17 protein-coding genes are annotated in these 24,636 nt (G+C 36.1%); 14 read left to right on the top strand and 3 right to left on the bottom strand.

Annotation, left to right across the window (positions count from 1 at the left end; translation table 11 throughout):
* Nucleotides 1–156: 156 nt before the first annotated feature.
* The 6 genes from A3EM_RS44505 to A3EM_RS44515 all read left to right on the top strand — a co-directional run bounded on the left by A3EM_RS44505 (nt 157) and on the right by A3EM_RS44515 (nt 8,262).
* On the top strand, nt 157–873 hold the full coding sequence (locus A3EM_RS44505) for a CAP domain-containing protein (protein WP_020532708.1): 717 nt from the start codon (nt 157–159) through the stop codon (nt 871–873).
* Between the two features lie 175 nt (nt 874–1,048).
* Nucleotides 1,049–1,669, top strand: coding sequence for an NUDIX hydrolase (locus A3EM_RS44510; protein ID WP_020532709.1), 621 nt, complete (start codon nt 1,049–1,051; stop codon nt 1,667–1,669).
* A 104-nt stretch (nt 1,670–1,773) separates the two neighbouring features.
* The gene (locus tag A3EM_RS0133930) at nt 1,774–4,137 is read left to right on the top strand and encodes a WG repeat-containing protein (protein ID WP_020532710.1); all 2,364 of its coding nucleotides are present in this window, start codon (nt 1,774–1,776) and stop codon (nt 4,135–4,137) included.
* 130 nt (nt 4,138–4,267) lie between these two features.
* Nucleotides 4,268–4,747: a 6,7-dimethyl-8-ribityllumazine synthase gene (gene ribH / locus A3EM_RS0133935; RefSeq protein ID WP_020532711.1), complete on the top strand. Its 480-nt coding sequence runs from the start codon at nt 4,268–4,270 to the stop codon at nt 4,745–4,747.
* A 110-nt stretch (nt 4,748–4,857) separates the two neighbouring features.
* Nucleotides 4,858–7,266, top strand: a complete 2,409-nt coding sequence (locus A3EM_RS0133945) for an efflux RND transporter permease subunit (protein WP_020532713.1) — start codon at nt 4,858–4,860, stop codon at nt 7,264–7,266.
* Nucleotides 7,267–7,458: 192 nt separating this feature from the next.
* A complete protein-coding gene (locus tag A3EM_RS44515; protein ID WP_020532714.1) occupies nt 7,459–8,262 on the top strand; it encodes a TerC family protein in 804 nt (267 codons plus the stop codon).
* A 4-nt stretch (nt 8,263–8,266) separates the two neighbouring features.
* Here A3EM_RS44515 and A3EM_RS0133955 read toward each other — a convergent pair whose 3' ends face one another.
* Nucleotides 8,267–8,665, bottom strand: coding sequence for a hypothetical protein (locus tag A3EM_RS0133955; protein ID WP_157638229.1), 399 nt, complete (start codon nt 8,663–8,665; stop codon nt 8,267–8,269).
* 83 nt (nt 8,666–8,748) lie between these two features.
* Between A3EM_RS0133955 and A3EM_RS47820 the strand changes: the two genes are divergently transcribed.
* The 5 genes from A3EM_RS47820 to zwf all read left to right on the top strand — a co-directional run bounded on the left by A3EM_RS47820 (nt 8,749) and on the right by zwf (nt 15,789).
* The gene (locus tag A3EM_RS47820) at nt 8,749–10,719 is read left to right on the top strand and encodes a peptidylprolyl isomerase (protein WP_020532716.1); all 1,971 of its coding nucleotides are present in this window, start codon (nt 8,749–8,751) and stop codon (nt 10,717–10,719) included.
* Nucleotides 10,720–11,037: 318 nt separating this feature from the next.
* Entirely contained in the window at nt 11,038–11,406 is a 369-nt protein-coding gene (locus A3EM_RS0133965) for a hypothetical protein (protein ID WP_020532717.1), read from the top strand.
* A gap of 202 nt (nt 11,407–11,608) precedes the next feature.
* Nucleotides 11,609–12,379 (top strand): tyrosine-protein phosphatase, encoded by a 771-nt coding sequence (locus A3EM_RS0133970; RefSeq protein WP_020532718.1) that lies wholly within the window; start codon nt 11,609–11,611, stop codon nt 12,377–12,379.
* Between the two features lie 422 nt (nt 12,380–12,801).
* Entirely contained in the window at nt 12,802–14,211 is a 1,410-nt protein-coding gene (gene gndA / locus A3EM_RS0133975; RefSeq protein WP_020532719.1) for an NADP-dependent phosphogluconate dehydrogenase, read from the top strand.
* Between the two features lie 60 nt (nt 14,212–14,271).
* Nucleotides 14,272–15,789: a glucose-6-phosphate dehydrogenase gene (zwf, locus tag A3EM_RS0133980; protein ID WP_020532720.1), complete on the top strand. Its 1,518-nt coding sequence runs from the start codon at nt 14,272–14,274 to the stop codon at nt 15,787–15,789.
* A 76-nt stretch (nt 15,790–15,865) separates the two neighbouring features.
* On the opposite strand, the gene A3EM_RS44520 is transcribed toward zwf, so the two are convergent.
* Nucleotides 15,866–16,384, bottom strand: coding sequence for a nuclear transport factor 2 family protein (locus tag A3EM_RS44520; protein WP_020532721.1), 519 nt, complete (start codon nt 16,382–16,384; stop codon nt 15,866–15,868).
* An 88-nt stretch (nt 16,385–16,472) separates the two neighbouring features.
* Nucleotides 16,473–17,639, bottom strand: a complete 1,167-nt coding sequence (locus A3EM_RS44525; protein ID WP_020532722.1) for a 2-isopropylmalate synthase — start codon at nt 17,637–17,639, stop codon at nt 16,473–16,475.
* A 167-nt stretch (nt 17,640–17,806) separates the two neighbouring features.
* On the opposite strand from A3EM_RS44525, the gene A3EM_RS0133995 reads away from it, so the two are divergent.
* The 3 genes from A3EM_RS0133995 (at nt 17,807) to A3EM_RS46580 (ending at nt 24,578) form a co-directional block, all read left to right on the top strand.
* Entirely contained in the window at nt 17,807–19,372 is a 1,566-nt protein-coding gene (locus A3EM_RS0133995; protein ID WP_020532723.1) for a hypothetical protein, read from the top strand.
* A 78-nt stretch (nt 19,373–19,450) separates the two neighbouring features.
* Complete coding sequence (locus A3EM_RS0134000) at nt 19,451–20,767, top strand: Gfo/Idh/MocA family protein (protein WP_020532724.1); 1,317 nt, start codon at nt 19,451–19,453, stop codon at nt 20,765–20,767.
* A gap of 313 nt (nt 20,768–21,080) precedes the next feature.
* Complete coding sequence (locus A3EM_RS46580) at nt 21,081–24,578, top strand: sialate O-acetylesterase (RefSeq protein ID WP_020532725.1); 3,498 nt, start codon at nt 21,081–21,083, stop codon at nt 24,576–24,578.
* Nucleotides 24,579–24,636: the final 58 nt, after the last annotated feature.

A 24,636-nucleotide genomic window follows, 5' to 3' on the forward strand; every position in this document is an offset into this window, starting at 1 on the left:
TAGGATTGGAATGAAAAATAATCCTTTGAAAAGGCCTTTTTATTCACAAAAGAGCATTTTTTTAATTATTTTGAACCTGGAAAATATTTATCTTCCAATTTTTAATGTTGATTTAGTAGATAACCTTTAATTCGTTTTGTCAGTTTTCTAATTATAATGAATCCATTCTTTAAGATATTAATATTGGTAATTTGTCTTTCCCCATTTACTGTAAATGCACAGTGGACAGATTCCATGTACCAGGATTTCGAGTATACTACCTTTCAGAAATATGAGCCAGTACACGAGAGAATCAATTTTGAAGAAATAGATTATGCATTACTTCATGCGGCTATTTTTTATGAAACTAACCGGCAAAGAGTTTTAAATGCTCTCCCCCCTTTCAAATATTCCAAGGCATTGGAAAAAGCGGCTTTTGAACATTCCAGAGATATGGTAAAGTACAGGTTTGTAAGTCATACCAGTAAAGTAAAAGGGAAAAAGCATTTGAGTGACCGGCTAAAGCTGGTGGGATTGGAAAATATTTATGCCGGTGAAAATATTGCCTATTCTTACGCTCTTGAAATGAAAGAAGGGGAATCCTTTTATCTTCCTTCACAAAACGGGGGGTATTTCAGCCTGGAATTTAGAGGAGAGCCTATAAAAAATCATACTTATTGGAATGCTGCAAGAGCGATGGTAACCCAATGGATGAAATCTCCAGGTCACAGGGCAAATATCGAAAACCAGAAATATGTGTTTTTGGGTTGTGGTGTTTTTCTGGATGTGCCTAAAGATTCAGATCAACCGCCTATGTTTAAGGCTACCCAGAATTTTTCTTCTGATGATGCTGATTATTCAAAGTTTCCTGCTAAAATTAATTATCAGAAATAAAGCTTGTGGGACCTTTCATTCAAAGTGTGATTATACTTTCAATTTCTCCGAAATTAATGAGGCTCATATCTGATTTTGCCACAAGCATATTATTTGTGGTTTCAAGACCTTCTTATTCGGCTGTACTCACTTCCATGTCCAAATCAATTCGAGTATTTTAAACAATATCAAAAATATGAGATTTTTTACCAATGAAATTTGTTTTGACATCCTGCCTGCCCAAACTCAATATATAGAAAGTGAAAAAATGTATGTTTTGGGTAATGCTTCATTTTCGCAAATTTGGGAACATTACCAGATGGCAGTGGAAAGCAAAATAAAAGGCAAGGCTCATATGGTATTTAAGGTAAGTGATTATAAAAAAGTGATTGAGAAGCTCAAATCAAAATTTAAGCTTATTGAAGCGGCAGGAGGTCTTGTAAAAAAGGATGAGCAGTTTTTATTTATTTCCAGGTGGAAAAAGTGGGATTTACCAAAAGGAAAGGTGGAAAAAGGGGAGGAAATTGAATTAGCGGCAGTGAGAGAAGTAAACGAAGAATGTGGTATTGAAGTAAGTCTAAATCAAAAAATTGGAGAAACCTGGCATACTTATATTCAAAAAGGAAAGGATATTTTAAAAGAGACCCATTGGTATTTGATGAATTGTGAAAATGATCAAAATGCAAAACCACAATTGGAGGAAGATATTGAAGAAATTAGATGGTTTACTGCTAATGAAGTGGAATCTGTTGCATTTAACAATACTTATGAATCAATAAAAGATATTTATAACCGATATATAAATAAGCCGGTTTAAATCCTAAAGATTGTTTCATAAGGAATTAAGCAAGCTAAATTCAGCCCAAAGCCATACCTTTGGGTTTTAAGAAAAAGTAATACCCGAAAGGATACGTGTTGGCAATGAAATTTTTTAAACTTTCCAAAACCATTTTGGAATTAGCTTTTAGTATTTTTTTTACCTGTATTTTATCAAATCTGGTTTGGGGCCAATCGGAATTTCCCGTCCCTTTTCAATCGGAAGAAAATCAGCTTTTTGGTTATATCCTGCCATCGAAAAATAAAATAGTGGTAGAGCCTATTTTCCAAAAAGCCTCTCCATTTGCTGAAGGAAATGCAATTGTGAAATTGGATGGAAAATTTGGACTAATCAATAAAAAAGGAAAATACCTGATTGATTGTAAATACGATTCACTGGGCTGGGCCAATACAGATAGCCTGCCCAAATTTTATAATGATAAAGTAGGCTTTAAACAAGGTAGTTTTTGGGGTTTGATTACGGTGAAGGGTGAAGAAGTTGTTTCTCCTCAATTCCATTCCATTAATTTTTTTGAACAACAGATTGCAAAGGTTGGGATGCTCAATAGTGACAACTGGGCCATTACCTATGGAGCAATTGCTGAAGATGGAAGTTTTGTAATTCAACCTCAGTTTACCCAACTGGAAAGAGATGAAACAGGCCAGTTTTTTAAAACACAAATTCAAACTGAAGACCAGCGAAAAGTTGGGCTTTATTCCCTCAACGGAAAGGAATTGATTCCCTGTAAATACAATCAGTTGAAGGAGCTTGGTGACGGTATTTTTGCCGGGTTAAATGATATGCAATTGTGGGAAATCTATAATTCTAAAGGGGAGAAAATAAGTGACTTATCTTTTATTGAAGTATTTCCTTTCGAACACGGAAAAGCCATTGCAATAAAAGATTATCGCTTTGGAATTATTGAGCCCAACGGAAATGTGTTGGTTGATTTTAGAAATAAATCAATTGTGGGCAAAAACCAGGAATTGAACATTACTCCCTTCACGCGGTTTTCCCTTGCAAAACCCTCTTCAGAAAAAGAATTGGATTTATATTGTGACAGTCTTCAAAATATTGCTCCAGATGTTTTTCAAATTTTTATGAATGGAAAAGCAGGATGGGTAAATAAAGAGAATGAACTCTTTGGCTTTGATACAAATCTTAATCTCACACATCTGGTTGACGATTTATTAATCATAAAAAGTGGAAATAAGGTTGGTGTGATTAATTCTAAATGGCAAAATATTATCCCGATAGCCTATGATAAAATCTCACTGGACAAATCAGGCTTAATTAGAGCAACAAAGCTTAATCAGCCAGAACTATTCAATACCAAAGGCGAAAATATTACCAATGGAAATTACGATTTTATTAGTGAATTTTCCAATGAGTTTTACCTGATAGAAGCAAATGGGCAGAAAATCTTTACTGATAAAAAACTGAACCCGGTGTTTTCTTTTGAAAATGCCAAACCTTTTAAGCACGATTATGCTCCTGTAGCAGAAGGCGGTCTTTTTGGTGTAATTGACAGCGATGGTAAGTGGATAATTAGTCCTTATATTGATGATATTCAGGTTATTAACCATAAATATTTTGTTTTCCATGACAACAACGAATGGGGAACTGTTAATCCTTCGGGAATTGAGCTATACAAAAGCTCCCTGAAATATAAAGTGCTGGAAAGTGGCTGCGTAGAAATCGAAGAGAAGGGAAAGAAGGGCCTGCTTAATCAATTTGGATCACTTATGCTGGAACCAGTATACGATTCAATATCAAAACCATCGGACGATGGCATCATAAAAGTTTACAAAAAAGGGCAGATGACTTTCATGGATATTGAGGAAAAAGATGCGCCCAACTTTAAGGCTTTTAGCGGACTTGAAGTAGACCAACAGTCGGGTGAAAAATTATTCAGGGCCAAAATTATGAATAGTTATGGCTTTCTTGATTACTTGGGGAGAATCAGAATTTCTAACAGGTATGAAAATGTGCAGAATTTTTCCGAAAACCTGGCCGGCTTTCAACTTAATGGTCGATGGGGCTATATTGACAAAAGAGAATCATTCGTAATCCAACCAAAATTTGAAGAAGTATATCCTTTTAAAAAGGGATTTGCTAAAATAAAGCAGGAGGGCAAGTTTGGCATTATAAATAAACAGGAAAAAAAAGTCATTGCTCCCGAATGGGATAATATTCAAAGATCAGCTTTCGGCAACTTCATTATAAAAAAAGATGGAAAATACGGAATGATTTCAAGTAAGGATTTTTCAATTCTTTACCCACGATATGAGGAAGTGCAGGATTGTGGGAATGACTATATTATTTTGCTAAGAGATGGGAAATATGGTGTGAACCAGATAAACGGTATTACCTTTATTTACCCTGAGTATCAGGAAGTTATTTTTAATCAAATAGATAACAGTTTTTTCACCATTACCCGGAAGGCGAGCTATACACTTGCTAATTAACGAGCCTGATTTTTTTAAATTGAAGGAAGTAAGATAGCATTAAAGCTTGAATGCTTTTTCGCAGCCTTTAACTAAAGAATTACTAACTTTGCATCCTTTGAATGAAACCCAAAAATATAATTAATAATAAATGGCCTCTTCATTAAAAAGTTTAAGTGAATATAATAAGGAAAACCTGGCAGATATTTCCCAGAAAAAGTTTGGTATAGTCATTTCTGAATATAATGAGCAGATTACCAATCCACTTTATCAAGGCGTGGAAGAAACACTTTTGAAAGAAGGTGCCCTAAAAGATAATATCATTAAAAGAGAAGTTCCCGGAGCTTATGAACTAAGCCTGGGTGCTCAATATATGGCCCAGCTTGAGGAAATTGATGCTGTGATTTGCCTTGGTTGTGTCATTCAGGGAGAGACCAAACATTTTGATTTTATTTGTGATGCAGTAGCTCATGGATTGACCAATGTATCGCTTAAATATAACAAACCTGTCATTTTTGGAGTATTAACACCTAACAATTTGCAACAAGCATTGGACAGAGCTGGAGGAAAACATGGGAATAAGGGGGTAGAAGCAGCTGTTGCGGCAATTAAAATGTTAAACTTTTACTAAAAAGTTTAGTCCGATAATCGGACCTAAACCTTAAATAAATAATTTCAGCCCTGATTTTTTGTTGGGCATCAATAAAATTCAAACCCTGTTGAGGGAAATTCATTAGTAACATGTGGACCTGGCTGGCAAAATTTATTCTTAAAAACCGACTTTCCCTGATCATTGGTCTGGTGGTTTTAACAGCATTAATGGGATTTTTTGGTAGAAAAGCTGAACTATCATATGACTTTATGAAGATAGTTCCTCCCGATGATCCTGATATGATTTATTACAGTGAATTCAATCGGGTGTTTGGAGAAGATGCCAATATGTTTGCCATAGGGATAAAAGACAGTTCTCTTTACCAACTGGAAAAGTTTAATGCCTTTGCTGAATTCAATGATTTTATTTCAGAACAGGAAGGTATAATAGATGTAGTATCCATCCCAAAAACTTATTATCTTTTAAATAATAAGGCAGAAAAAAAGTTTGAAAGTCCAAAAATATTTAGTCAAAACCCCACTACTCAGGCAGAACTGGATAGTATTTTAAAATTTACCTTTCAGTTAAAATACTTTGAAGGGCGGCTTTTTAATCCTGAAAATTTAGCTACAGTGATCCTGATTTCAATGGATGAGAAATATCTCAATTCGAAAAGAAGGGGAAATGTGGTGGATAAAATTACCGAGGCAGGGGAGGAATTTAGTGAATCTACCGGAATCCATCTTCACTATGCTGGGCTTCCTTATGTGAGAACTTCAATTCAGTCTCAGGTAAAAAAGGAGCTTAATATGTTCCTTGTATTTTCACTGATCATTACCGGAGTAATCCTTTTTTTATTTTTCCGTTCCTTTTCTCCAGTAATATTTTCTCTCGCAGTGATAGGAATGGTGGTCATCTGGACACTTGGAACCATTGCCCTACTGGGTTACAAAATTACCATGCTTACCGGATTACTACCTCCAATTTTGGTAGTAATCGGTATTCCCAATTGTATTTACCTTTTAAATAAATACCATCAGGAATATGCTCTCCATGGCGATAAAAACAAGGCATTAAGTAGAATTATCAGGAAAATAGGTATAGTAACTTTAATTACCAATACGACTACTGCCATAGGTTTTTTCGTACTAACTTTTACTGATATAAGTGTTTTAAAAGAATTTGGAATTGTTGCTACCATCAATATCATTGGAACTTTCCTTATCAGTATTATTTTTATTCCAGCAGTATTCTCCTACCGGCCGGCACCAGAAAGCAGGCATATCAGGCATTTAAGTTTTGAGCCGATCAACAAAATTCTGTTGTTTTTTGATAAATTAATTAATTATCATCGAGGGACAGTTTATGCTATTACCATTGTTTTGGTTTGTGTTTCATTAGTTGGTATGTGGAAAATCAGGGCAATTGCCTTTATGGTAGATGATATCCCTGAAGATAGCATCATTAGGAAGGACCTGGCTTTCTTTGAAAGTAATTTTAAGGGAATAATGCCTTTGGAGATTGTGGTAGATACCAAAAAGAAAAAGGGAATAAGAAAAAGATCAAATATCCAAAAAGTGGAAGAACTGGAGACATATCTTTCTTCACTTCCTGAAGTTACTAACCCGGTTTCCTTAGTGAGTTTTTATAAGGCTGCCAACCAGGCCTATTTCAATAATAATCCCAAGGATTATAAACTTCCGGCAAAGAGAGACGAAGCCTTTATTCAACGATATCTTAAAAATGCCGATCAGCAAAATGATGTTCTTAATTCATTTGTGGATACCTCTGGCCAGATTATCAGGGTTTCGATGAAAGTGGCGGATTTGGGATCAATTAAAATGGATACGCTGGTGAATCAAAAAATTCGCCCGGCCATTGATTCTATCTTTGCAGAAACAGAGAATGAAGTCCATGTTACAGGAACAACCCTGCTTTTTATAAAAGGAAATCAGTACCTGATCAGCAACCTGAGGACCAGTATGATTATCGCATTTTTCCTAATTGCCTTAATCATGGGTACATTATTTAAAAATGTCAGGATGATTATCATTTCCCTTGTTCCTAACATGGTTCCATTGATAGTCACTGCCGGGTTAATGGGCTTTTTAAATGTGCCATTGAAACCAAGTACTGTTTTGGTGTTTAGTATTGCTTTTGGGATATCAGTGGATGATTCCATCCACTTTCTGGCCAAATACCGGCAGGAATTGGTGGCCCATAATTTCGATGTAGTCAAGGCAATTTCCATAAGTTTGAAAGAAACGGGAACCAGTATGATTTATACTTCAATTGTATTGTTTTTCGGTTTTGTGATTTTCGGAGCATCTGATTTTGGAGGAACAGTAGCCTTAGGCGCTTTGACCTCAACGACTCTTTTAATCGCCATGATTACCAACCTTATTTTACTTCCTTGTTTACTCAGGTCATTCGATATCACTAAGGAAAGAATTTCTCTTCAATCATTATTTGAGAAATATGATAATTTTTATGTGGAAGATGAAGATGAAGAAATTGATATTTCTTTAATTGAAGTGAAACCGGAAATAAAAAATTAACCTTAGGAAAACATAATTCTATTTGTATTTATTTTTTGATCTGATAACTTTAAAGGAATTATATAAGTGCTAGGACAGAAAAAAATACCATATAATTTGTAACCCGTAGCGAAATTCTGGCACTTATAAAGGTGGAATTTAATTTCACCTTTTTTCATTAGAAATGATAACTAACCTGAAAAAACAAACAACATGATTGAAAATATCCTAACCCTGTTAATGCTGGTTTTGCTTCAGGCAGTTCTTGGCCTTGATAATTTGTTATATATTTCCCTGGAATCTCAAAGAGTGGCCAAAGAGAAACAGGCATTTGTTAGAAAGATGGGCATAGGGGTGGCAATGATCCTTAGAATTGGGTTATTATTCGTGCTTATCTCCGTAATAGAATATTTTCAGGATCCATTCTTAAAATTCGATATTCCCGATATTTTATCTGCTAAAATGAATGTCCACAGCCTTATTGTGCTGATTGGTGGCATTTTTATTCTTTATACCGCAACAAAGGAAATTATCCATATGCTAAGTCTTGAAGAGGCTGATCATGGAAAAAAGAAAGAAGCTTCTGTAAATACCATTATATTCTGGATAATATTAATGAATATCGTTTTCTCTTTCGATTCCATCCTTAGTGCCATGGCACTCACTAAAGTTTTCTGGGTAATGGCTACAGCCATAATCATAGGAGGTTTACTGATGATTTGGCTATCGGGTACAGTTTCTACATTCTTGCAAAAAAACAGAATGTATGAAGTGCTTGGGTTATTTATTCTTTTTATTGTCGGTATTATGTTATTAACAGAAGGTGGTCATTTGGCGCATATCTACATTTTTGGAAATGAGATCACTCCAATGAGCAAAACTACTTTCTACTTTGTAATTGCTGTACTCATAATTATAGATGTAGTTCAATCCAAATATCAAAAGAAATTACAGGCAAGGAAACTGGCCAGATTACAGGCAGAGAAAAAAACTGAGTTGGAAGTTAAACAGGTTTAAGGTCTTAAAATTTCTCCAGCCAAACCCTGGCTTCTTTTTCATTCGAAAAATAATGTAGAGGGAGATCAAAGGTTTGGTCAATTTGTTCCTGGATATTGTTTTTATCGAAAGTTTCCGGACTAAGGACAACCCCAATTTTAGTAATCCCGAGATTAAAAGCCTTATCTATAAAATTTTCTTTTGCCCATTCCTGCAGATTCGGACTCATATTAAAAAAGAGTTCTGTAGCTATGGACAGCAGATATTTTGGTTTGAATTGGGAGATGGATTCCACAATTTTGAGCAATTCCGACTTAAATTCACCTTCCTGCATAATACAGGTATTAGGAGACCATGAATTCCTTATGATGGAATCTTTTTTGAAAAATTGAATTTCGATGAATTGACTTTTGTATATTTCCATTGGATAGTTAAATGCACTCTGTTTTTTGAAATTTATCATCTCTTTGTTAGAAAGAGATTAATGAAAATACCAGAAATTAAATAATGCAAAAAAAAAATCTGCTTACTTTTTTTCTTGCAATTTTATCAATTTCCTGTAACAAAGTTATTGATAATGGACAAGAAAGAAATTTTACTAATCATTTTTTTTCCAACCAGGGATATCAGGAAATTTATAACCTGGTTGATGCCAGAAAAACGGATAGTTTGACAGCGTATTTCTTTTCAGATGACCAAATCGCCCAAAAGGTTGCAATTAATGGAATGGCTTCTGTTCAGGATAGTGCCGCCATTCCCGAACTTCAGGAGGTTTTAAAAGGTGATTTTCCATCGGAATTAAAAGTGAGCGCAGCATTTGCCCTGGGCCAGACAGGAAATAATAAGGCTGAAAACTCCCTGAAAAAAGCTTTAGCAATTGAAAATAACCCAGAGATCCAGATAAAAATCCTTGAAGCATTGGGAAAATGTGCCAATGAATCAACTCCTGATTATCTGGCCATGCTCAGTCTGTCAAATGATAGTTTAAAATACGGTCAGGCACTGGGTTTATACCGGGCGGGAGTAAAAGGTTACCATTCTTCCTTTACCAAAGAAAAAATCGCAGAATTTTTACACCCCAATGTTTGGGTTAAAACAAGAATAATAGCGGCTAATTATTTATCGCGATTTGGAGATGAATCATTTAGTGAATATGCCACCCAAATAGCCAATTCAGCACGATTCGATTCGGCAGCATATGTAAGGATGAACACTATAATTGCCCTCCAAAACTTTGAAGATTCTCATAGCATGGAAACCATTAAAAATGGTATTGCCTCTGACCCCGATTATCGGGTAAGATTAAATGCGATTAGGGCAGCTGATAAACTGGATTATAATTTTATTAATGAAGAAATCTGGAAAGCTTTAGATGATGAAAATGTAAATGTAGGTATAGTGGCAGCAGAATATTTTTCCAAAAAAGGAATAAAGGCAGATTTAAGGAAATACATTGACAGAGCAAAAGTTGAGAAAAACTGGAGAATTCGGTCCATTTTAATTGGAACTGTTTTTAATATGGCTTCCCTGAAGGAAATGGATGATTTTGTTTATCACTATTATTCTCAAATTGAAAATAACTACGAAAAAGCTGCCATTGTGCAGGCTATGGGTAAAGGATTCCATCATTTTAGTTTTTTGCAGAACCAGCTTTATAATGAAAAAATAGCTCCGGTAATTAGAACAGCTGCTATCGAGGCTATGTTGGCATTTAGAAAAGGAGCCCACTATGGTAAAGCTGTGAAATTTAAAGGTTCAATACCGGAAGATTTTAAAAAATCTTTAAAATATGCCATTGAATCAAAAGACATTTCCCTGGTTTATTATGCGGCACAGGCCTTCAGAGATGAGGCTCTTAATCTGAAGGAATCCTATGACAATCTGGATTTTCTATATGAAACCAGAGATAACCTGAACCTTCCTTTGGATATAGAAGCCTGGCTGGAACTGGAGAAAACCATTAATTATATTGAAGGAAAAGGCGCAATTGCCAGTTTACCCAAAACTTCCAAATCTGAAATAGACTGGCTGGAAGTAGCCTCTATTAAGAAAAATCAAAAAGTAAAAGTGGAAACCAATAAAGGGGAAATAGAATTCAAATTGTTTGTGGAAAAGACTCCGGGAACCACAAGTTTATATACTTCTTTAATTAAAGAAGGTTTTTTTGATGGAAAAACTTTTCACAGGGTAGCACCTAACTTTGTGGTGCAGGGCGGATGCCCAAGGGGTGATGGTTTTGGTGGATTACCCCAAACCATAAGATCGGAATTTGCGGATACTTATTATGATGATGAAGGTTATGTAGGAGTGGCATCCGCAGGCAAGGATACCGAAAGTTGCCAGTTTTTTATCACTCATTCTCCTACACCACATCTGGATGGCAGATATACCATATTCGGTAAAGTTACCAATGGCATGGAAGTCGTCCACCAATTGGAAATTGGAGATTTCATGCAAAAAATGACACTTGTCCCATAGCTTGCTAATTGAAACCAGCCATGTAGGATTTATGAGCTCAGGGATTGAAATAAAAATTCACAAAACAAATAAAACCCAATCGAATTTCTAAAGCTTAATTCCTCAATCATTTTTTATAAACCTTTGTTTTTAACTTTGACAATGAGAACTTTGCATGAAGTTGTCTAAAGCAGGGGGGGCTCTGGGGAGAATGGATATCCATCTTTGTAACGAAAAAATGGCTGGGTAGCCACCTGTGGAAACATAGAACAAAATCTGCCATTCGCAGCTGAATGGTTTTACTTTAGACAGCTTCCATATCAAAATCAAATTAGTACAATGGAAAATAGTCCAGAATTAAACGGGAAATATCTAGGAGAAATAACTGGTGACTTCGCTAAAGTTTCCAATACTTTAAAAGAAGGTGCCTATCAGATTAAAATCCGGAAAATCTCGGATTACCCGATTTTTCCAATTTCAAAGTCTGATTTACAAATTGGCCAGAAGCTTTTAGGTAAGGAAGAAGTAGGAACAGATTGGAATTTTAACATTTCCTATCTGGATGAGTTCTTACAGAGGAAACTGGTAGATGCTGAAAAACTAGATGCATTTAAAGAAGCTTATAAAGATCCAGATGAATTTTGTTGCCTTTTTGTGGTGGATAAAGATTTTGTGAACTTTATATTTATACCTTATCCGGAGGATTAAGTAAAGTTGAATTAATAATATTCGCTTTTTACATCTTTTATTTTTTCCCGGAACGATACGTTTTAAAGGAGCATAGCAGTTGCTAAGCCACGGAAATACAAAAAAGTTATAGGGCAAAAGGAACAAGTAGAAAGCGAATAATTATTTTTTATCTTTACTGAGGATTAAAAAACCCTATTTTTTTACCTACACAAAAAAATTTATGAAGCCACACCCAAAGCGGTTAGTGAAATTGGAAGGGACGGATAATTTCAGAGATCTTGGCGGATATTCTACAGAAGATGGTAAAACAGTGAAGTGGGGGAAAATTTTCAGGGCCAATAGAATGGACCTGCTTACCGATAATGATTTCCGTGAAATCGAAAACCTAGGCCTCAAAACAGTTTTTGACTTTAGAAGAACTGATGAAGTAGAAAAGGCGCCACATCGCCTACCGGGTTATATGGATATTACTATTCACAATTATCCTATAATATCCGGAGCCTATGGTTTTCAGGCCATTCGCAAAATGATCGATTCAGGAGGAGAGGAAATGGTTGATGGAGTAGCATTAATGAAAGCTGCGAATAAATATTACGCCAATAAGGCTTATCCGCAATATAAAGCACTTTTCCAATTGTTGCTTAATTCTGAAGTGCCTCTGGTTTTTAATTGCAGTGCCGGAAAAGACAGGACTGGTTTTGGAGCAGCCCTGATTCTGATAGCCCTTGGTGTATCGAAAGAAACTGTAATTGCAGATTATCTACTTACCAATTATTACAGAAAAAAACATAACGAAAAGCTATTAAATGAAGTGTCGAAAAGTATTGACCCTGAGTTGGTAAGGCCTATATTGGAAGTGAGAGAAGAATATCTGGAAGTAGCTTTTGGAGAATTGATAAAAACTTTTGGATCATTCGAAAAATATTTTGAAAAAGCTTTAAATGTGGGACGGCAGGATTTGGAGAGGCTTAGGAATTATTACCTCGAATAGAAATAATACCTAATATTTCCCTGATGGAACCCATCCAAACTATTTTTAATTTTAAATGGTTGAACTGGTACAAAATCAATTGGGACTGGCACTTAAGGTTACTTAGTTGTTATTCTGCGGATTATTTAGCTACATTTGTGGGAAGTTTAAATTGATAAAACCTTCATTTAACGTTAATTGATTGATATTTAATGCTTTAGTGATTTTTGGGTTGACTTGCTTTTATCTTTATGGGTAATGTTTTTAATTTTTAGTTTACGTAATTTTACGTAAAAAAAATATCAGTTTACTCCTTTTGATTTATCATAAAATAAGTAGTAACTGGTCATTAAATTCAGCTCAATAAAGATCTTAAGGCTGGAGCATTATTTTTTTTACAACTTCAAAATCAAAATTTAATAATCATCTAAGAAATAATTAAAATGAAAGAAGAACTTTACGACTTTGGAATGGTGGGGCTAGGTGTAATGGGAAGAAATTTTATTTTAAATGTGGCAGATAATGGTTTCTCCACAGTAGGGTTAGACCTTGATAAAGAAAAGGTAAATGCATTAAAGGAAGAGGCTGAGGACAGAAAAATAAAAAGTACCGATTCAATTAAGGAATTTGTAAGTTCACTTTCTTCACCCAGAAAGATTATGCTTTTAGTTCCGGCAGGAAAACCAGTTGATGGTGTAATACAGGATTTGATTCCTTTGCTGGATAAAGGGGACTTAATTATAGATGGTGGAAATTCCTATTTTACAGATACCAACCGAAGAAGTCAGGAACTGGAGGAAAAAGGAATTAATTTCTTTGGAATGGGTGTTTCTGGTGGAGCAGAGGGTGCGAGAAGAGGGCCTAGTATCATGCCTGGCGGACCAGAGGCAGCTTACCAATCAGTAAAACCTATTATGGAAGCAGTATCAGCTAAAGTAAATGGCGATCCGTGTGTAGCATATTTAGGTCCAAAATCCGCTGGTAATTATGTGAAAATGGTGCATAACGGAATTGAGTACGGCTTAATGCAACTGATTGCCGAAGCTTATGATCTTTTAAGAAACGTGGCAGGGTTGGATAATGATGAAATGCAGGAAGTTTTCACTAAGTGGAATGAGGGTAGATTGCAGTCATTTTTGGTGGAAATTACTTCTAAAATTTTTAAGGTGAAGGATGATGAAAGTGGAAGGCATTTGGTTGACTTAATTTTAGATAAGGCAAAGCAAAAAGGTACTGGAAAATGGACTTCCCAAAATGCCATGGATCTTGGAATGCCAATTCCTACAATAGATATGGCGGTGACCATGAGGGAATTATCTTCATTCAAATCTGAAAGAATTACCATTGATTCTATTTATGAAGGATGCGGAAGTGCTCCTTCTGTAGATAAAGAAGCCTTCGTAAGTCAGGTGGAAAGCGCACTTTATTTTGCTTTTATCATCACTTATGCACAGGGAATGGCTGTATTAAGCAATGCTTCTGAAGAATATGGTTACAACCTGAATTTAGAAACGGTTGCAAAGATTTGGAGGGGAGGCTGTATCATAAGAGCGGCATTGTTAGAGGATATCATGCAGGCTTATAAAGCCGATCCTAAATTATTTAACCTGATCACTTCACCAGATTTTGCTTCTACTATTCTTACTTTGGAAAAAGATGCCAGAAAAGTTATCAGCACGGGAATTGAAGCGGGTATTCCAATTGCAGCATTATCCAGTACTATTTCTTATTTCGATGCTTTCCGATCAGGGCGGCTGCCATTAAATGTAGTGCAGGCACAAAGAGATTTCTTTGGTTCACATACCTATGAAAGAGTGGATAAAGATGGAATATTTCATACCGAGTGGGAATAAGGGAAGAAAGATCTTTTAAGCAAAAAATCATTTTAAAAATACTCTTAAACACTTTAATCGATGATTGAAGCGGTAAAAAAACAAGATGCCACCATTGTTGTAATCTTTGGTGCAGTAGGAGATTTAAGTAAAAGAAAGCTTGCTCCTGCATTATATAATTTATTTCTGGATAACTGGCTGCCAAAGAATTTCGCATTGTTGGGAGTAAGTCATCATGAACATGATGATAATTCTTTGAGGGAATTGCTGAAAGGAGGAATTGAAGAATTTTCGAGAAGAGGGATAGTGGATGAGAAAAAGCTGGAGGAATTCCTGGATTGTATTTACTATGTAAGAGCAGACTTCACTGATCCTGAGGCTTATGGTAAACTTTCGGGAAAGGTAGATCGCCTGGAAGAATCATGGAAAATGAAATCACAGAAAGTTTTTTATCTCTCGGTGGCTCCCAAGTTTATTGAGCCAATTGCAGAAAACTTAAAATCTTCCGGATTGGCTGCCGATAAAAAACGGGCCAGGATTGTGGTAGAAAAGCCATTTGGAAAAGACCTTGAAAGTGCTAAGGAACTAAATAAAAAATTGTCGAATAGTTTCGAAGAAAGTCAGATTTACAGGATTGACCATTATTTGGGAAAGGAAACCATTCAGAATATTCTGGCTTTCAGGTTTGCCAATGCCATATTTGAGCCCCTTTGGAACAGGAATTATATCGACAATGTGCAGATTACAGTGGCTGAAGATGTTGGAGTAGAACACAGGGGAAATTATTATGATCATTCCGGAGCTTTAAAGGATATGATTCAGAATCACCTGTTGCAAATTTTATGTATGGTGGCGCTGGAGCCTCCGGTCACCTACATTGCCGATGATATCAGAAACAGGAAAGTGGATGTGTTGCATTCGGTGAGAAAATTTATCCCCGATGAGATTGAGGAAAATGCCATAAGAGGGCAGTATGCTGCAGGTGAAATCAAAGGAAAAGAAGTAGTGGGGTACAGAGAATCCCCCAGGGTTGACCCGGAATCGAATACAGAAACTTTTGTGGCGCTTAAACTTTTAGTGGACAACTGGAGATGGAAAGGAGTGCCATTTTACCTGAGAACAGGGAAAAGTATGAAACGAAAATCTTCTACCATTACCATAGAATTTAAGCCGGTTTCACATCAGTTATTTCCTTGCAATATTTCTCATGCTTCCACTTCCAACTTATTAATCATCCATATTCAGCCGGAAATGGGCATTAAATTGTGTTTTCAGGCAAAAGAGCCTGGTTTGGAAATGAATGTACAACCCGTGGAAATGTCTTTCAATTATTCCGATTCCTATGATGGAGGAACGCCAGAGGCATATGAAACCCTCTTACTGGATGTGATTGAAGGAGATGCTACTTTATTTATGAGAGCAGATGAAATAGAAGCCGCATGGAGTTTAATTATGCCTATTCTAAACCACTGGCAAGGGACTAAGGCAGATGATTTTCCAAATTATGCTGCTGGCTCATGGGGTCCAAAAAAAGCAATGGATTTGCTGAAGAAAGAGGGACGAAACTGGGTGATAGAAACTTTCCTGGATAAGAAATAAGAAGATATTGCCTAAAAAAACTCCATTGGTCATAGATGATGCCAATGGAGTTTTTATTTACAGGGGAATATGGTGATTATTTATAGTGTTCCATAAAAAATAAATCCACTACCTGCTGATCGGCAGGGAAGTTATGCACTTCCACAATTTTGTTTTGTTCAATTTTCCAAAGCAAGCAGGACATACTATCCAGATTATTCCCATCCTCCAGATTGCTCCAGTTTCTATGGCAATCGATCACGAAATTATCATTTACGCCCATTACAATCGGCTCGGCTTTTAATGCTGCCTTATTCAGTTTTCCAAAAAACTCAAGTACTTCATCCACACCGGTTTTTGTGCCACTTAATGGATGATTTCCAGGAATATGCCATTTTATATTTTCTTCGAGAATTCCTTTTATGGCCTCAATATCGTGACGTCCATAAGCCTGAAAAAAGGCATTTATCAATTTGAGATTGGGATGAGAATCATTCATGAAATTAAATTTTTGGTTGGTTAAATTTTGACTTAAAATACCGGAAAAAATACTGGAAGAAAAGGCAAAACCTCCGCAAGTAGCCATCGTTTTTTGGATAAAGTTTCGCCTGTTCATTTTTTATTATGATGGTGAAAATCAATTTTTGAGCATAAAAAAAGCCACTTAAAAGTGGCTTCATTATAAAATTTTATAATAGATCACTTTAGAAATCAAGTGTTTTTTCTAAATGAGTAGAGAGTAATATTTTTAATTCTTTATCTCCAATCACTTGTAATTTATCAGCCAATTCCAGGAATTTACCATAAACGATATCCAATTCCTCTTTGGTAAGTTCTACACCTAAAACCGCTATTCTGTGGTTTAGAGCCGCTCTGCCACTTCTGGCAGTAAGTACAATAGAGGATTTTTCTACACCAACTTCCTCAGGAGCGATAATTTCATAATTGTCCCTGTTTTTCAAAAATCCATCCTGGTGAATTCCTGAAGAATGGGCAAATGCATTTCTTCCCACAATCGCTTTGTTAGCCTGCACAGGCATATTCATTGTTTCAGATACTAAAACACTGATTGGATAGATCTGAGTAGCATCAATATTGGTGGTAAAATCCAACCATTTGTGCTTTCTGATAGCCATTACTACTTCTTCTAAAGAAGTATTTCCTGCTCTTTCTCCAATTCCATTTATAGTACATTCTACCTGTCGGGCTCCATTTTGAACACCGGAAAGCGAATTGGCTGTGGCCATTCCCAAATCATTGTGGCAGTGAGTAGAAATTGTAGCCTTGTGGATATTCGGTACATTTTCCATTAAATATTTAATTTTTTGCCCGTACTCTTCCGGAATGCAATATCCAGTAGTATCGGGAATATTTACAACTGTGGCACCGGCATTAATTACAGCCTCAATTACCTTTGCCAGATATTCATTGTCGGTTCTTCCGGCATCCTCAGCATAAAACTCTACATCCTCAATAAATTTCTTTGCATATTTTACAGCAGCCACTCCTCTTTCAATTACCTGCTCTCTTGTAATTTTCAGTTTGGTGAAAACGTGCTGGTCAGAGGTTCCAAGCCCGGTATGGATTCTGGGTCTTTTTGCAAATTTTAATGCTTCAACAGCACAATCAATATCTTTTTCAACGGCTCTTGTAAGCCCACAAACTATAGGATTAGTTACATTTTTGGAAATTTCGGTAACGGATTCAAAATCTCCAGGGCTGGAAATAGGAAAGCCAGCTTCAATGATATCCACTCCCAGTTCTTCCAGAGATTTGGCAATCATGACCTTTTGTTGGGTATTCAATCGGCAACCAGGGACCTGCTCTCCATCTCTTAGAGTAGTGTCAAAAATGTCAACTTTGTTTTCCATTATGCGTATGTTGTTTTCTTTTATTTCAAATTGTTCAATAAATGTAAAGCGCAGTTAATTTTAATAAAAATTAAAAAAAAAGGACATTACAATTTCTAAAGGTATTAAATCGGATTTATGTGGATTTTTATTAATTTTAAGGCCATTTTTAAGAAAAAATAAATACGATGGCTAAGGGAAAATCTGATAGCTTGTTCAAATTAATTAAGTCATTAAAAAAAAGTGAAAAGCGATATTTTAAATTATTTGTTACCCAAATAGAAAGTGGGAAAGGAAAAAAATTTATCAGGCTTTTTGATTTAATTGATAAACAATCCGACTTTGATGAGGACAAAATTATTGCAAAGGACAGCATTATTAAAGCAGATCAATTGTCCAATTTAAAGGCACATCTCTATAAAAGGATATTACAGAGCTTAAGGCAATATAATGTAACCAAAGTATTGGATATTGAAACCAGAGAATTGATCGATTATTCTGAAATTCTATTTAACCGGTGCCTGTATGATCAATGCCTGAAAGTATTGCAAAAAGCAAAGAAAAGAGCAAGGAAAAATGATAACCTTGAATTACTGCTCGAAATTTATAAATGGGAAAAGCTGGTCATAAATAATACTGTAGGGCCGGATAATCAGAATAGGGCAAACAAAATTGTAGCTGAAGTCCAGGATGCCAACAATAGAATTAATAATATCAATACATTTACCAACCTGGCAGTAAAACTGAATTCCTTTTACCTAAAACTGGGGTTTATCCGGAATAAAAAAGACTATGATAAGATTAAGAACTTTTTTAATGCCAGCCTGCCCTATTATGAAGAGGATCAGCTTTCCTTCAATGAAAAACTCCACCTCTATGACCTGATGGTAAGTTATTGTTTTTTTATCCAGGACTTTGAAAAAGGCTACGGTTATGCCAAAAAATGGGTGGGTTTATTTGAAGGATCTAAAGATTTGATTTCTGCCAGATTGGAAATGTACATTAAGGGACTAAATAGTCTTTTAATTGCCCAGCATAAACTTTGGCGGTATAATGAATTTGTAGAAAGCCACAGAACACTTAGGAATATTAAAAATATTCCCGGGATTGAATTAAATGAAAATATTCAGCTAAAACTCTTTAAGTATAACTATGTACATGAGTTTAATAGGTATTTCATGCTTGGAGAGTTTGCCCAGGGAGTGGCAAGGTTCAATAAATTTAAAACCAACCTTGAAGTTTATATCAACAGGCTTGATGAACATTCCAAGTTAATTATGTTTTATAAAATCGCTTGTCTGTACTTTGGGAATGCGGATCACCGAATGGTAATTTCATGGCTAAATAAAATTATCAATACTTCTGACATAGATTTGAGAGAAGATATTCACTGTTTCGCCCGGATTGTAAACCTTGTTAGTCATTATGAACTTGGGAATACTGACGTAATTGAATATTATATCAAGTCAACTTACAGGTTTTTACTGAAAAAAGACGATTTGCACCTTTATCAAAAATACATTCTTAACTTTTTGAAAAGGCTGAATAAGGAAATGACAGAAGAAAAACTTTTAGAGCAATTTAAAAACTTAAGAGATCAGTTATTACCACTTACCAGTAACAGATTTGAAAAAAGGCCCTTTATCTATTTTGATATTATTTCCTGGCTGGAATCTAAAATTCAAAAAAGACCAATTCAGGAAATAGTGAGGGAAAAGGCCAATGTAGTCATATTTGGAAAAAATGCCGCTTAGATGGAAATCGGTTATTTTGATTATTTCTCATTATACTTTTACTTTATGTATTTAAAATAAACAATCATAAGATAGACAATGGAAAAAGGAAAGGATACCTCAAAATCGAGAACAAGAAGAGATTTTATTAAATCGACTGGTGCAGCTGCTTTGGCCAGCCCATTTGTATTCAATATTGGAATGGCCCAGGGACTGGATAATACTAATGTTGATACCTTAAAAATTGGGTTAATCGGATGTGGAGGAAGAGGAACAGGAGCAGCCAATCAGGCACTCAATGCAGATGATAATGTGATACTTACCGCAGTGGGTGATGTGTTTCCGGATAAAATGGAAGCCTCAATTACCAATCTCAAAGAGATTCATAAAGATAAAGTTAAAATAGATGATGATCATAAATTCTTAGGTTTTGATGCCTATCAAAAAGTGTTGGATTCTGATGTAGATGTAGTGCTTTTAGCCACTCCTCCTGCCTTTCGTCCGGAACACTTATCTGCGGCAATTGCAGCAGGGAAACATGTTTTCTGTGAAAAACCTATGGCTGTAGATGTGCCAGGCCTGAAAAAAGTATATGCAGCAGCAAAGGCAGCTAAAGAAAAGAATTTATCTCTGGTATCCGGATTCTGTTGGAGATATCATTTCCCCAAAAGAGAAACTTTTGGAAAAGTATTGAATGGAGATATTGGGGAAGTCATGTCAGTTTACAATACTTATAATACTGGTGAATTATGGTCCAGACCAAGACAACCCGAATGGACAGAAATGGAATTTAAAATGAGGAACTGGTTGTATTTCAACTGGCTCTCTGGAGATCACATTGCCGAACAGGCTGTTCACAGTATAGATATGATGTCGTGGGCGATGGGTGATGTTTTACCTGTTAAAGTAACAGGAACCGGTGGGCGGCAACAAAGAATTGACCCCAAATATGGCCATGTGTACGATCACTTTGCAATAGTTTATGAATATGAAAATGGTGCGAAAGGATTTCATTTTAGTCGCCAGCAAAAAAATTGTACTAACAGTTATGCTGTAGATGTGAATGGAACCAAAGGAAGTTGCCTGGTAGATTGTATCAAAAGGAAGCACGAAATTGTAAGTGGAGGAGAAAAGTGGAGATACAGGGGTGAAGGCAATGATATGTACCAGACAGAACATAATGAATTGTTTGCTTCGATAAGAAGTGGAAAACACATGAATGATGGAGAATGGATGGCCAATAGTACTATGCTGGCCATTATTGGTAGAATGGCGGCCTATTCCGGCCAGACAATTACTTGGGAAGAAGCTATGAAATCTGAAGAAGTTTTAGGCCCGCCAATGGAAGATTATTCCTGGGATTTGGATTGGTCAACTAAAGCTCCGGCAGTTCCTGGTGAATATAAATTATTCTAAGAAAGTACTTTTTCCTAAAAAATAAACTTTTTAAAACAGCTGAAAATTAAGTTTTTCAGCTGTTTTTTTATGGCCAGGATTTAAAACTCTCCAAAAATTTTAAGAGGTAAATCTAACCGACAGTATTTTTTAGCCATAAAAGCCTGATTGAGAGTTTACTATTTTCGAAAATAAAAACGAAGGTGCTTATTTCCCCTATGAAATTTCTCACTTCATAAAAATTATCCTTAGAAAATGTTTGGCAAAGGATTGAAAATCATTTCAAATCCTTTAATTTCAATCACGAATTTAAAGATTTCCTCTATTTTTTGATATGGTTAATTTGAAGTACCAGTTTTTTCTCCTGATTTTTATTTCCCTGATTAACCTGCCTTTGGCAAAGGCGGATGTTACACTACCTTATCTTTTTGGTGATCATATGGTATTGCAAAGAGACCATAAAATAAAGGTATGGGGATGGGCCAACCCGGGAGAAAGAGTAGCTGTTACCTTTAGAAGTAAAAGTTACAGAACAAGAGCGGACAGGATGGGAAACTGGCAGGTGGTTTTGGATAGGTTGCCGGCCGGAGGTCCTTATGATATGTATGTGTTGGGAAATAACCTGATCACCATCCGAAATGTAATGCTTGGGGATGTCTGGATATGTGGCGGACAATCGAATATGCGGTGGAAATTAAAAAATACAGAAAATCCGGAAGAGGAGATTGCCCAATCCGAAAATACAAAAATCAGGTTATTTGAAGTAAAAAAAGACCGGAGTTTTAAGCCAAAGGATAATACATTGCCTGCTGAATGGAAGGAAGCAAACCCTGAAACAGTAAAAGAATTTTCAGCAGTAGGCTATTATTTTGGGAAAATCCTTCAAAAAGAGCTGGATGTTCCAATTGGATTGATCAGCACTAATTGGGGGGGGACAAAAGTGGAAACCTGGATTCCGGCAGATAGACTGATGAAATTTCCTGAATACCAGGAAAAACTGGTGGAAATGAGCAAAAGCTACCGCACAGTAGAGGAAATAGAGAAACAACAGCAATATCAGGATTCTACTTTTCAGATTCAACCGAATCAATACCCATCCATTTTATTTAATGCCATGATTCACCCGATTATTCCCTATTCTATGAAAGGCGTAATTTGGTATCAGGGAGAATCCAATGCGGGGGAAGCCTTTAAATATAATACCTTATTTGAGGAAATGATAAATGCCTGGAGGGATTACTGGGCTGATGAAGATACATTGAACCGAAATTTCCCTTTTTTGTATGTGCAATTAGCCAATTATCAGAAAACTGAAAATAATCCGAAACCAGGTGAATGGCCGGAATTAAGAGACGCTCAGTTCAAAGCCCTTGATATGCCTAATACAGGAATGGCAGTTACCATAGATATTGGTGACAAAACGGATATTCATCCCAGAAATAAGAAAACAGTTGGGAAAAGGCTGGCACTATTAGCCTGGGAGAAGGCTTATGGAAATGATATTGTGAGTTCCGGGCCTGTTTTCAAAAATTATCAGATTGATAATCAAAAAATTATTCTCGAATTTGAGGAAGTTGGAAGCGGATTGGTTTTTAATAATAAATATGGATATGGGAAGCATTTCCAAATTTGTGGTCCTGACCGGGAATTTCATTGGGCAAAAGCCTATATAATTGATGATAATAAAATTGAGGTTTTTAGTGATTCAGTTCCAAATCCTATAGCTGCAAGATATGCATGGGGAAATGACCCTGAAGGAGCAAACCTTTACAACATAGAAGGACTCCCCGCCTCTCCTTTCCGTACGGACAACTGGCCGGGAATTACTGATAAGGTAAGTTTCAGACAGTTGTATTTGAAAACTTCAGAAATTGATACGGTGGAAATGGTAAACCGTCAGCATAAGGCAATAGCTCAGCTTCCTCCTCCACTGGCAAAGCCCTGGCCAGTCAGTTTGGAAGAATGGGAAGGACAAAAAGCATTTTATAAGGAAAAATTAATAAATGCCATTGGGTTTGATGAAAAAAGCCTGAATCAAAGACCTCCGGTAAATGGTCGTTTTGTGGGAAAACCAGTGGAATATCCTGATTATACTATACGGCATGTGGTGTACCAAAGTCAGCCAGGTTTTTGGGTAACTGCTAATTTATATATTCCCAAAAACAGAAATTTTCCTTTGCCAGCCGTAATTTACCTCAATGGACATAGTGGAGATGGTAAAGCAACAATGAATTACCAGAAAAGTATGATTGCACTCGCCAAAAAAGGATATATCGTATTGGCTCCGGATGAAGTGGGAGCAGGAGAAAGAACTTTTACAGGGCAAAGCCAGCCATTTCAATATCTGGTAGGGAAAAGTGCAGGAGGCTGGCAGATATGGGATGGAATTCGGGCAATAGATTATTTATATACCCAAAAAAATCTGGTGGATGTGAATAGAATTGGGGCTACAGGACGATCAGGTGGTGGTTTCCAGACTTTTTATCTTGCAGCCATTGATGAAAGAATAAAATGTGCGGCTCCGGTAATGTACGTAGCCGGATACGATGGTATGATTGAAACTGACCAGACTCATACTATGGATAATTATATTATTAATCCCAGAAAGTATTTCGAACAGCCTCATCTGGTAGGGCTAATAGCCCCAAGACCATTTTTTATGGGAGTTGGTACAAAAGATTTTTTCCCAATCAAAAATGCTGAACGAACTTTTTACAAAGCGAAAGAGATTTACAGTTTGTATGGGAAAGCAGATCATCTGGCACTAAAGGAGGTAAATATTGGACATAAAGATACCATTGTGCATAGAGAAGCCGTATATGCCTTTTTTAATCAACATCTCCAGGTGGAGGAATCAGAAAAGGAAGGGGAAGTGCACCCTGATTCGGCTTCGGTAATTAATTTTGGAATGCCCGCTTATTCCACTGCTACCCTGGCAACTCTTGCTTACAGAGAAAGCCTGAAACTTCCAAAAGCTCCTGTAAACCTCACTAAAAATAATTTAGAAAAACTATTGGGGTTCGATGCGTATTTTGACAGACCTTTGGAAATCAGAAGCAGGTCAAATAGTCTGGAATTTAATGGAAGTTATTTTGAGGAAACATTTGTATTTGAAAGCGAGTCAGGCATTTATTTATCAGGGGAATTATTTTACCAGAAAAAGGATGAACAAAAGCCAGTGGTTTTCCTTTTCTCAAATTCAAAAAATGAAATAGACAGCCTCATTTCCAATGGCTTTAATGTATTCAGTGTAAAACTCAGGAAAGGTTCGAATGCACACAACAAACCCAGAAAAAGCAGAGGACCCCAATACCTTTCCTTTACAAATGGTTTATTTCTGGGCAAGCCTTTATTTGGACAAAAGGTGTTCGATATTATCCGGTCATTGGATTATTTAACTACCAGAAGAGAAATATGTGACAGTACCCGGATATTTCTGGTTGATACTGATACTTCTTCCAGTTTGGCTCTTCAGGCCTTAGTGGCTTCCGCCATTGATGACAGAATAAAAAAGATAATGGTAAATCGTCCACTGGCGACTTTCAAAGGAACTTCAACCCAATATAATAATTGGGAAAACTGGAATCTGGATATATACTTGCCGGAAATTTTGGAGTATGGAGATGTACAGGATATCGCATCTATTGTAGCTCCAAGATCGCTTTTCCTATCAAATTTAAGAAGTATAGATAATAAACCAGTAAGTCAGAGAACAGGGCTAAGTTTATTTGCCAGATGTAGAAATACTTATAGGCTAAAAGGAGCTTCAAGAGCCATTCAGATAAAAGATGAAGTGGGAATTGAGGAAGTATTGAAGTTTTTGGAGGAGTAATTAATTAAAATGAAAAATTTAAGACATTTATAACCTGACCTGAAATTAGAAAAGGTTT

The organism is Flexithrix dorotheae DSM 6795 (assembly GCF_000379765.1).
Taxonomy (GTDB): Bacteria; Bacteroidota; Bacteroidia; order Cytophagales; family Flammeovirgaceae; genus Flexithrix; species Flexithrix dorotheae.